Genomic DNA, 10,438 nt, shown 5'->3' with positions numbered 1-10,438 from the left:
GATGCCTTCGATTCCGCAGTTGTCCCCGGCCCCCGCGCAGCGCGGGGCCGGCTTGCTCGACAGACTCCCGCCCCTGGCCGCGCTACTGCTGGCCGGCCTGCTCGCCGGCTGCTCGCCGGCCGACGACAGCGGCGCCGCCGGCACCGCCAGCGCCGCGTTGGACACCGGCAGCCTGCACGACGGCCAGCTCAGCTACCCGGCCGAGGACTTCCACGAACAGGCCCCCGGCAAGCCCGGCGGCACCCTGCGCGCCAGCGCCGCGCTGGACACCTATTCCTTCGACATCCACGCGCTGTCCCACGGCAACGTGCAGTGGCTGGGGCGCATCCTCTACGACTGCCTGGTGTACCAGGACGAACAGGGCAAGGTCTCGCCGTGGCTGGCCAAGTCCTGGGAGATTTCCCCGGACGGCCTGACCTACACCTTCCACCTGCGCGACGACGTCAGCTTCAGCGACGGCACGAAGTTCAACGCCGAAGCGGTGCGGGTGAACCTCGAGCACATGCGCGACCCGGCCACCAAGTCGCCGCTGGCGGCGGCCTACATCGCCCCCTACCTGTCCGGCAAGGTGCTCGACGAGTTCACCTTCCAGGCCACCCTGCGCGAACCCTACTCGCCGTTCCTCGACGTGCTCGCGCAGTCCTGGCTCGGCATGATCTCGCCGAAGCAGATCCTCGAAGCGCCGCAGTCCATCGCCGAGCACCCGGTGGGCTCCGGCCCCTTCGTGCTGGAAAGCTACACCCGCGACCAGGGCGCCAACTTCGTGCGCCGCGCCGGCTACCACTGGGCGCCGCCGGTGCTGCGCCACCAAGGCCCGGCCTACCTGGAACGCCTGGAACTGAGCTTCGTGCCCGAGGCGCTGATCCGCTACAGCTCGCTGGTTTCCGGGCAGTACGACTTCACCCTGGACGCGCCGACGCAGAACGCCCAGGCGATCCGCAAGGACCCGCAGCTGGTGCTGCGCAGCCGCATCCGCAAGGGCAACCCGGTGCGCAGCCTGACCTTCAACGTCGAGCGCTTCCCGTTCGACGACGTGCGCGTGCGCAAGGCCCTGGCCCGCGCCATCGACCGCGAGGGCCTGGCCTGGATCACCGGCTTCGGCGAATACCAGGTGAAGGCCGACTTCCTCGCCGCCAACACGCGCTTCTACGACCCGGCCTGGCGCGACGCCCTGAGCTACGACGTGGCCGCCGCCGGCGCCCTGCTCGACGAGGCCGGCTGGACCGCGCGCGACGCCGAGGGCTACCGCGTGCGCGACGGCAAGCGCCTGGCCGCCACCCTGCTGATGGTCGACAGCCCGGCGCTGCCGGCCAGCGTGGCGGTGGCCATGCAGGCCGACGCGAAGAAGATCGGCATCGAGCTGGGCCTGCGCGTGCTGCCCATGGCCCAGGTCAACGACCTGCGCTACGCCGGCGACTACCAGGCGCTGGTCGGCGGCTACTGGCACACCAACACCCCGGATGGCCTGTACATCCTCTACCACAGCAACTCGATCGCCACGCCGAAGCTGATCGGGCAGAACAGCGCGCGCCTGCGCGACGCCCAGCTCGACGACCTGCTCGCCCGCGCCCGCCGCAGCACCGACGCGGCCGAACAGCAGCGCCTGTACAGCGAGGCCCAGCGCCGCCTCACCGAAGTGGTGCCGGCGGTGCCGGTGTACGAGAGCCAGCTGACCATCGCCTACCGCCGCAACGTCAAGGGCGTGGTGTTCGACAGCTCGCACAACGTGCCCTTCTTCACCAGCGTCTGGCTGGACCGGGAGGCGCAACCATGATCGCCCTGCGTCGCGTGTTCTGGCGTTTCCTCGGCGGCCTGGCGGTGCTCTGGGGCGCCGCCAGCCTGACCTTCCTCGCCCTCAACGTCAGCGGCGGCGACCCGGCCCTGGCGATCCTCGGCGGGCCGGACGCCATGCCCACCGCCGAGGCCATCGCCCAGGTGCGCCGCGACTACGGCCTGGACCAGCCGCTGGCGGTGCAGTACGTCCACTACCTCGGGCGCCTGGCCCAGGGCGATCTCGGCGAGTCGTACCGCCTGCGCATCCCGGTGACCCGCGCCCTCGCCACGCAGATCGGCGCCACCGCCCAGCTGGCCCTGTGGGCGGCGCTGGCGGCGGTGCTGCTGGCGCTGGCCGCGGCGCTGCTCACCGCCAACGGCAAGCGCGCCACGCGCAACCTGGCCAGCGGCGGCGAGTTGCTGCTGTCGTCCATGCCCAGCTTCGTGCTCGGCATCCTCCTGCTGCTGGTGTTTTCCTTCCAGCTGCACTGGCTGCCACCCACCGGCTCGCAGGGCTGGCGCAGCCTGGTGCTGCCGATCCTCACCCTGGCCCTGCCGGTGGCCGCGGTGCTGGCCCAGGTGCTGCGCCAGGAGCTGGAGGAAATCCTCGAACAGCCCTTCATCGCCATGGCCCGCGCGCGCGGCCTGTCGGAAACCGGGGTACGCCTGGGGCACGCCCTGCGTCACGCGCTGACGCCGCTGATCACCCTCTCCGGCTTCGTCTTCGCCGCGTTGCTGGGCGGCGCGGTGATCACCGAGAACCTGTTCGCCCGCCAGGGCATCGGCCGCCTGATGCTCAACGCGGTGAACGACAAGGACGTGCCGGTGGTGCTCGGCATCACCCTGCTGGCGGCGGCGATCTACGTGCTGGTGAACCTCGCCGTGGACCTGCTCAACGCCCTGGTCGACCCCCGGGTGAACGACGCATGAGCATGACCGCGAGCATCGCCCTGGCCCACCTGCGCCAACTGTTCGACGCCGACCAGGCGCCGCTTTCTTCCATCGCCCCGAGCGAGGAGCTTTCGATGATCTTCCCCGACGACCTTCCCACCGCCGCCAGCGCGCCGGCCCACCCCGACGACGCCGAGCTGCTGCAACGCTTCGCGCCGCTGTTCGAACGCATTGCCGCCGGCACCATCCAGCGCGAACAGCAACGCGAGCTGGCCTACGAGCCGGTGGCCTGGCTGCGCGCGGCCGGCTTCGGCGCGCTGCGCATCCCGGCAAGCTACGGCGGCCTGGGCGCCAGCCTGCCGCAGCTGTTCCGGCTGATCCGCCAGCTCGGCGCCGCCGACTCCAACCTGCCGCAGATCTTCCGCGCGCACTTCGGCTTCGTCGAAGGCCGCCTCAACGACGACGACGAAGCCAGCCGCCAGTACTGGTTCCCGCGCATCGTCGGCGGCGAGCTGTTCGGCGCGGCCATGGCCGAGCGCAGCGAAGTCACCGGCAACAGCGTCACCCTCAGCCGCCAGGACGACCACTGGCTGCTCAATGGCGCCAAGTACTACTGCACCGGCACCCTCTACGCCGACTGGATCGCCGTGTCCGCCGAGGACGCCGGCGACCACCTGGCGGTGGCCGTGCCCACCGGCGCGCCGGGCGTCACCCGCGAGGACGACTGGGACGGCTTCGGCCAGCGCCTGACCGGCAGCGGCACCACCCGCTTCGAAGACGTGCGCGTCGAGGAACACCAGCTGCTGCGCCGCTTCAAGGTCGGCGAGGGGCGCAGCGACAGCTACATCACCGCCTTCTACCAGCAGGTGCACCTGGCCACTCTGGCCGGCATCGCCCAGGCCGTGCTGCGCGACGCCGTCGCCTTCGTCCAGGGCCGCACCCGCGCCTTCGGCATCCCCGGCCGCTCCGAGCCGCGCCAGGACCCGCTGGTGCAGCGCGTGGTGGGCCGCCTGGGCAGCCTGGCGTTCTCCACCGAGGCGCTGGTGGAAGCCGTCTCGGCGACCCTGGAGCGCACCTGGCAGGCGCACCGCGCAGGCACCGCCAGCCGCGAGCTGTACGGCGAGGCGGACATCCGCGCTTATCAGGCGCAGCAGATCGTCCTGCCCCAGGTGCTGGAGGCCGCCACCCTGCTGTTCGAAGTGGGCGGCGCCTCGGCCACCGACAGCGGCCGCCGGCTCGACCGCCACTGGCGCAACGCGCGCACCCTGGCCTCGCACAACCCGGCGATCCTGCGCGAGGCCTACCTGGGCGACTACCACCTCAACGACACCCTTCCCAGCGAAGCCTGGAGCGCGCGTTTCGCCGCCGCCAAGGCCGCGCAGCAGCAAGCCCCCAGCACCGAGGAGACCCCGGCATGAGCACCCCGCAGCGGCAGATGAGCATCGGCATGAACATCCTCGGCTTCGGCGCCCACGCCGGCGCCTGGCGCAGCGGCGAGGCGCCGCCCACGGCCTACCTGGACGTCGGCTACTACCAGAACATCGCGCGGATTTCCGAGCGCGGCACCCTCGACACGATCTTCCTCGCCGACGGCCCGGCCCTGGCCGGCGACGTCGGCCGCCAGCCCGCAGGGCGCCTGGAGCCGACCGTGCTGCTCACCGCCGTGGCCCTGGCGACCCAGCGCATCGGCGTGATCGCCACCGCCTCCAGCTCCTACAACGAACCCTTCAACCTGGCCCGGCGCATCGCCTCCCTCGACCACATCAGCGGTGGCCGCGCGGCCTGGAACGTGGTGACCAACGCCGGCGACGCCGCCGCGCAGAACTTCGGCCTGGCCGGCGCGCCGCTGCACGTCGACCGCTACGCCCGCGCCGAGGAGTTCGTCGACGTGACCCTCAAGCTGTGGGACAGCTGGGAAGACGGCGCCATCATCGGCGACGCCGCCTCCGGGCGCTTCGCCGACCCGGCGCGGGTGCACAGCGTCGACCACGTCGGCCGGCACTTCTCGGTGAAAGGCCCGCTCAACGTGCCGCGCTCGCCGCAAGGCCGCCCGGTGCTGGTCCAGGCCGGCTCCTCGGAGGGCGGCAAGGCGCTCGGCTCGCGCTTCGCCGACGCCATCTTCACCACCCAGACCACCCTCGCCGACGGCCAGGCCTTCTACCGCGAGATGAAGCAGCGCGCCCGCCAGTGGGGGCGCAACCCCGAGCACCTGAAGATCATGCCCGGCCTGTCCACGGTGATCGGCAGCACCGAGGCCGAGGCGCTGGAGCGCTTCGAGCGGCTCAATAGCTTCATCGGCGAAAGCGGCCTGCTGCGGCAGATCGCCCAGCGCATCGGCGTCGAGGCCAGCGAGCTGGACCCGGACGCGCCGCTGCCGTGGCAGCGCATCGGCCCGGTCAACGAATTCGAGAAGGGCTCCCACGGTTTCCTCGAGGCCCAGCTGAACCTGGCCCGCGCCGAGAACCTCAGCGTGCGCCAGCTGTCGCGGCGCATCCTGGTCGGCCACCGGCTGCTGGTGGGCACCCCCGAGCAGGTCGCCGCCAGCCTGGAGCAATGGTTCCTCGCCGGCGCCGCCGACGGCTTCAACATCATGCCCGACAGCTTCCCCTCGGGCGTGGAGATCTTCGTCGACGAAGTGGTCCCGCGCCTGCGCAAGCGCGGCCTGTTCCGCCACGAATACCAGGGCAGCACCCTGCGCGAACACCTCGGCCTGCCCTACCCGGCCAGCCAGTACGAACACCCCGCGGCCGCCTCGGCCTGAACCTGCGAGAGACCACCAGCATGAACTATCGCCCACTCGGCAACAGCGACCTGAAGGTCAGCGTCATCGGCCTCGGCAGCATGACCTGGGGCCACCAGAACAGCGAGGCCGACGCCCACGCCCAGCTCGACTACGCGCTCTCGCGCGGGGTCAACCTGGTGGACGCCGCCGAGATGTACCCCACCCCGTCCAGCCCCGACACCTGGGGCGACACCGAGCGCTTCATCGGCACCTGGCTGGCGCGCAGCAAGCGCCGCCAGGACATCGTCCTGACCAGCAAGATCGTCGGCCCGCCGCGCCAGGCCGGGCACATGCAGCACATCCGCGGCGGCGCCACGCGCTTCGACCTGGCCACCCTGCGCAGCGCCCTGGACGGCAGCCTCGACCGCCTGCAGACCGACTACCTGGACCTCTACCAGCTGCACTGGCCCAGCCGCAGCAGCAACTTCTTCGGCACCCGCGACTACCCCTGGGTGGACGACGAGGAAAGCGACGACATCGGCGAGACCCTGAGCGCCCTGGCCGAGCTGGTGAAGTCCGGGCGGGTGCGCCACATCGGCATCTCCAACGAAACGCCGTGGGGCGTGGCCGAGTTCCTCAAGCAGTCCGAGCGCCTGGGCCTGCCGCGCATCCTCAGCGTGCAGAACCCCTACAGCCTGCTCAACCGCCAGTACGAGGCGGGCCTGGCGGAGTTCAGCCACCGCGAACGCGTCGGCCTGCTGGCCTACTCGCCGCTGGCCTTCGGCGTGCTCAGCGGCAAGTACCTGGACGGCGCCCAGCCGGCCGGCGCGCGCCTGAGCGCCGGCTCCGCCTACGGCCGCTTCGCTCGCTACGGCAGCGCCGAGGCGCAACAGGCCACCCGCGCCTACGTCGAACTGGCCCGTGAGCACGGCCTGGCGCCGACGCAGCTGGCCCTGGCCTTCGTCGTCGGCAAGCCGTTCGTGGCCAGCGCGCTGAACGGCGCCACCAGCCTCGAACAGCTGGCGCAGAACCTCGACGCCGCCGAGCTGCGCCTGGCGCCGGAAGTGCTCGCGGCGATCGACGCCATCCACGCGCGCCTGCCGAACCCGGCGCCCTGAAGGAGGACCGGCGCATGGCCACCCTGCCCACCGAGTTGCCCCGCCTGCTGGCCGCGTCACGCCGCCGCCAGCTCCCCGACGCGCTGCGCGCGGCGCTGGCCCGCCCCGGCCTGCTGCTGGCCGGCGTGTTCCTGGCGCTGCTGGCGCTGGCCAGCCTGGCGCCGAGCTGGCTGGTCGCCATCGACCCGCTGCAGGCCAGCGCCCGCCACGCCTTCCAGGCGCCGAGCGCGGCGCACTGGCTGGGCACCGACGAGAACGGCCGCGACGTGCTCGCGCGCCTGGTGCACGGCGCCCGGCCGTCGCTGCTGATGGGCGTGGCGGCCACCGCCATCGGCCTGCTCGGCGGCATCGCCGTGGGCCTGCTGGCCGGCCTCGGGCCGCGCTGGCTGGACGCCGCCAGCATGCGCAGCGTCGACGTCCTGCTGGCCTTCCCGGAGCTGCTGCTGGCCCTGGTGATCATCACCTTCTGGGGCCAGGGCCTGGCCAACGCCATCCTCGCCGTGGGCATCGCCGGCATCCCGCGCTACGCCCGCCTGGTGCGCGCCCAGGCGCGGGTGCTGCGCGGCGCGGCCTACGTCGAGGCGGCGGTCACCCTGGGGCTGTCGCGGCCGCTGGTGATCTGGCGCCACCTGCTGCCCAACGCCATCCGCCCGGTGCTGATCCTCGCCGCCCTCGGCGTGGGCGCCAACATCGCCGCCGGCGCCTCGCTGAGCTTCCTCGGTTTCGGCGCGCCGCCGCCAGCGCCCGAGTGGGGCGCGATGCTCTCGGTCGGCCGCAACTTCCTTTCCAACGCCTGGTGGCTGGTCGCCGCGCCGGGCACGGCGGTGACCCTCACCGTGGTCGCCGTGACCGTGCTCGGCCGCGCCCTGCTGCGCTACAGCGAGGGCAAACGCCCATGACTACCCTGATCAACCCGTTCCGCCCGCTGCTCGAAGTGGCCGACCTCGACGTCGCCTTCGGCCGCGCCCAGCCGGTGCTGCAGCGCGTCTCCTTCAGCCTGTTCCCCGGCGAATGCCTGGCCCTGGTCGGCGAGTCCGGCTCGGGCAAGAGCGTCACCTCGCGCACCCTCGCCGGCCTCACCGGCGCCGGCGCGCACATCCGCGCGCGGCGCCTGGCCTTCGACGGCCAGGACCTGCTGAACCTCAGCGGCCGCCAGTGGCGCGCGCTGCGCGGCTCGCGCATCGGCTTCGTCATGCAGGACGCCCTGGGCTCCCTCGACCCGCTGCGCCCGGTGGGCCGCGAGATCGACGAGCCGCTGCGCCTGCACACCGAGCTGGACCGCGAGCAGCGTCAGCGGAAAGTCCTCGACCTGCTGCGCGCGGTGGGCGTGCCGGAAGCCGAGCTGCGCGCCCGGCAGTACCCGCACCAGCTCTCCGGCGGCCTGCGCCAGCGCGCGCTGATCGCCTCGGCGATCGCCTGCGACCCCGACCTGCTGATCGCCGACGAACCGACCACCGCGCTCGACGCCACCGTCCAGGCGCAGGTTCTCGACCTGCTGCAAAGCCTGCGCCAGCGCGACCGCGCCATGCTGGTGGTGAGCCACGACCTGGCGGTGGTGGCGCGCCTGGCGCACCGCGTGGCGGTGATGCAGCACGGCGTGATCGTCGAAGAAGGCCCGGTCGACCAGGTGCTGGAAGACCCGCGCCACCCCTACACCCGCTCGCTGCTGCGCGCCGCCTCGGCGGTGCACATCAGCCACGCGCCGACCGCGCTGCCCAGCGAAACCCCGAGCAGCCTCGGCGGCGAGCCGGTGGTGCTGGAGGCGCGCCAGCTGGCCAAGAGCTTCGCCGGCCCGGACGGCGCGCCGCACCAGGCGGTGGCCGGGGCGTCCTTCACCCTGCGCGGCGGCGAGACCCTGGGCATCGTGGGCGAATCCGGCTCGGGCAAGACCACCCTCACCCGCATGCTCCTCGGCCTGGAGCGCCCCGACAGCGGCGAGGTGTACCTGCGCGGGCAGGCCTGGAGCGCCCTCGACGCCCTGTCCCAGCGCCGCGAACGGCGCCGCGTGCAGGTGGTGTTCCAGGACCCGCTGGCCTCCTTCGACCCGCGCTACACCGTGGCCCGCGTCCTCGACGAAGCCCTGGCCCAGGTCGGCGGCGGCCGCGCCGAGCGCCAGCAGCGCGCCCGCGAACTGCTGGAGCTGGTGCGCCTGCCGGTGGGCGTGCTCGGGCGGCGGCCGATCGAGCTGTCCGGCGGCCAGCGGCAGCGCATCGCCATCGCCCGCGCCCTGGCCGCGCAGCCGGAAATCCTGGTGTGCGACGAGCCGGTGTCAGCCCTCGACGTCTCGGTGCAGGCGCAGATCCTCGACCTGCTCGCCGACCTCAAGCGCCGCCTGGGCCTGGCCTGCCTGTTCATCTCCCACGACCTGGGCGTGGTGCGCCACGTCAGCGACCGGGTGCTGGTGATGAAGGACGGCCACATCGTCGAGAGCGGCCCGGTGCGCGAGGTCTTCGCCCGCCCGCAGCACGCCTACACCCGCGCCCTGTTGGGCGCCATCCCCCACCTGCCGCAACCCCGGGAGCGTCGCATCCGTGTCGAAGCCATTGCTCGTTAACCTGTTCGAGATGAACTGCGTCAGCCACATCGTCCACGGCCTCTGGGCCCACCCGGAGAACCAGCGGCACCGCTTCAACGACATCGACTACTGGACGGAGCTTGCGCAGTTGCTGGAGCACGGCTGCTTCGACGGCGTGTTCCTGGCCGACGTGGTGGGCGTCTACGACCGCTTCCGCGACGGCCCCGAGACCGCCCTGCGCGAAGCCGTGCAGGTGCCCAGCAACGACCCGCTGCTGGTCATCCCGGCGATGGCCGCGGTGACCCGCAACCTCGGCTTCGGCGCCACCTTCTCCACCACCTACGAGCCGCCCTTCGCCTTCGCCCGGCGCATGAGCACCCTCGACCACCTGACCCGCGGCCGGGTCGGCTGGAACATCGTCACCTCCTACCTGCCCAACGCCGCGCGCAACTTCGGCCTGGACGGCGAGGTGCCCCACGACCACCGCTACGAGATCGCCGACGAATACCTCGACGTGCTCTACAAGCTCTGGGAAGGCTCCTGGGACGACGACGCGGTGCGGGTCGACCGCGACCAACGCATCTACACCGACCCGGCCAAGGTGCGCTACATCGACCACGTCGGCGAGCACTTCAAGGTCGCCGGGCCGCACCTCTGCCAGCCGTCGCGGCAGCGCACCCCGGTGCTGTTCCAGGCCACCGGCTCGCCGGCCGGCACCGAGTTCGCCGGGCGCCACGCCGAGGTGGTGTTCACCGGCGGCCCGACCCCGGCGGCGGTGCGCCGCAACATCGAACACATGCGCGCGCGGGCGCGGGCCCACGGCCGCGACCCGGCGGGGCTGAAGTTCATCGTCCAGGCCGCCGTCATCGTCGGCCGCAACGACCTCGAGGTGCAGGCCAAGCTGGAAGACTACCGGCGCCTGCAGAGCCTCGACGGCGCCCTCGCGCACATGCAGTCGGGCGTCGACCTGGGCGCCTTCGCGGCGCACACGCCGCTGGCCGAACTGCCCGCCGGCGGGCCCTGGGCGGCGCTGCTGGCGAACGACCCGCAGGCCACCGTCGGCCAGTTGGTGAAGCGCCTGGGCGGCTTCGACGAAGGCCGTTTCTTCGTCGCCGGCACGCCCAGGGTGGTGGCCGACGAGATCGAGAAATGGCTCGACGAGGACGGCATCGACGGCATCAACCTGCGCCAGTTCCTCACCCCGCACACCGCCCGCGACTTCATCGAACTGGTGGTGCCCGAACTGCGCCGTCGCGGACGTTTCCGCGAGGCCTACAACGACGGCGAGACCCTGCGCGAGCGCCTGTTCGGCGCCGGCCGCGCGCGCCTGCCCGACGACCACTACGGCGCCCGTTACCGCGACCCGGCCGCCCTGCGCCAGGCCGCCGCGCCACTGCGCTTCGCCAGCGCCTGACCCAC

General features: G+C 72.6%; 8 protein-coding genes. All 8 read left to right on the top strand.

What is annotated here, in order from left to right; genetic code table 11:
- Position 1: 1 nt before the first annotated feature.
- The 8 genes from P3W75_RS24985 to P3W75_RS24950 are packed head-to-tail and all read left to right on the top strand — an operon-like array spanning position 2 to position 10,433.
- Positions 2 to 1,774 carry an ABC transporter substrate-binding protein gene (locus tag P3W75_RS24985; protein WP_276230000.1) on the top strand — a complete coding sequence of 591 codons (1,773 nt, stop codon included), beginning with the start codon at positions 2 to 4 and terminating at the stop codon, positions 1,772 to 1,774.
- Positions 1,771 to 2,703, top strand: a complete 933-nt coding sequence (locus P3W75_RS24980) for an ABC transporter permease (protein ID WP_276229999.1) — start codon at positions 1,771 to 1,773, stop codon at positions 2,701 to 2,703. Before P3W75_RS24985 ends, P3W75_RS24980 begins: the two co-directional genes overlap by 4 nt.
- A gap of 2 nt (positions 2,704 to 2,705) precedes the next feature.
- Positions 2,706 to 4,082, top strand: coding sequence for an acyl-CoA dehydrogenase family protein (locus P3W75_RS24975; protein ID WP_276230001.1), 1,377 nt, complete (start codon positions 2,706 to 2,708; stop codon positions 4,080 to 4,082).
- Positions 4,079 to 5,425 (top strand): LLM class flavin-dependent oxidoreductase, encoded by a 1,347-nt coding sequence (locus P3W75_RS24970; RefSeq protein WP_276229998.1) that lies wholly within the window; start codon positions 4,079 to 4,081, stop codon positions 5,423 to 5,425. The genes P3W75_RS24975 and P3W75_RS24970 overlap by 4 nt, the downstream gene beginning before the upstream one ends.
- 20 nt (positions 5,426 to 5,445) lie before the next feature.
- Positions 5,446 to 6,504, top strand: a complete 1,059-nt coding sequence (locus P3W75_RS24965) for an NADP(H)-dependent aldo-keto reductase (RefSeq protein WP_276229997.1) — start codon at positions 5,446 to 5,448, stop codon at positions 6,502 to 6,504.
- 14 nt (positions 6,505 to 6,518) lie between these two features.
- A complete protein-coding gene (locus P3W75_RS24960) occupies positions 6,519 to 7,403 on the top strand; it encodes an ABC transporter permease (protein ID WP_276229996.1) in 885 nt (294 codons plus the stop codon).
- Positions 7,400 to 9,058, top strand: a complete 1,659-nt coding sequence (locus P3W75_RS24955; protein ID WP_276229995.1) for a dipeptide ABC transporter ATP-binding protein — start codon at positions 7,400 to 7,402, stop codon at positions 9,056 to 9,058. The genes P3W75_RS24960 and P3W75_RS24955 overlap by 4 nt, the downstream gene beginning before the upstream one ends.
- Complete coding sequence (locus tag P3W75_RS24950; RefSeq protein ID WP_276229994.1) at positions 9,036 to 10,433, top strand: LLM class flavin-dependent oxidoreductase; 1,398 nt, start codon at positions 9,036 to 9,038, stop codon at positions 10,431 to 10,433. Before P3W75_RS24955 ends, P3W75_RS24950 begins: the two co-directional genes overlap by 23 nt.
- Positions 10,434 to 10,438: the final 5 nt, after the last annotated feature.

Source organism: Pseudomonas citronellolis (genome assembly GCF_029335315.1).
Taxonomy (GTDB): domain Bacteria; phylum Pseudomonadota; class Gammaproteobacteria; order Pseudomonadales; family Pseudomonadaceae; genus Pseudomonas; species Pseudomonas citronellolis_A.
The sequence above is the reverse complement of the archived record's forward strand: the minus strand, read 5'-3'. Positions and strand labels throughout refer to the sequence as shown.

Bases quoted from the DNA above. Each gene is read 5' to 3' on its own strand.
- P3W75_RS24985 (WP_276230000.1), top strand. From the start codon at position 2: ATGCCTTCGATTCCGCAGTTGTCCCCGGCCCCCGCGCAGCGCGGGGCC.
- P3W75_RS24980 (WP_276229999.1), top strand. From the start codon at position 1,771: ATGATCGCCCTGCGTCGCGTGTTCTGGCGTTTCCTCGGCGGCCTGGCG.
- P3W75_RS24975 (WP_276230001.1), top strand. From the start codon at position 2,706: ATGACCGCGAGCATCGCCCTGGCCCACCTGCGCCAACTGTTCGACGCC.
- P3W75_RS24970 (WP_276229998.1), top strand. From the start codon at position 4,079: ATGAGCACCCCGCAGCGGCAGATGAGCATCGGCATGAACATCCTCGGC.
- P3W75_RS24965 (WP_276229997.1), top strand. From the start codon at position 5,446: ATGAACTATCGCCCACTCGGCAACAGCGACCTGAAGGTCAGCGTCATC.
- P3W75_RS24960 (WP_276229996.1), top strand. From the start codon at position 6,519: ATGGCCACCCTGCCCACCGAGTTGCCCCGCCTGCTGGCCGCGTCACGC.
- P3W75_RS24955 (WP_276229995.1), top strand. From the start codon at position 7,400: ATGACTACCCTGATCAACCCGTTCCGCCCGCTGCTCGAAGTGGCCGAC.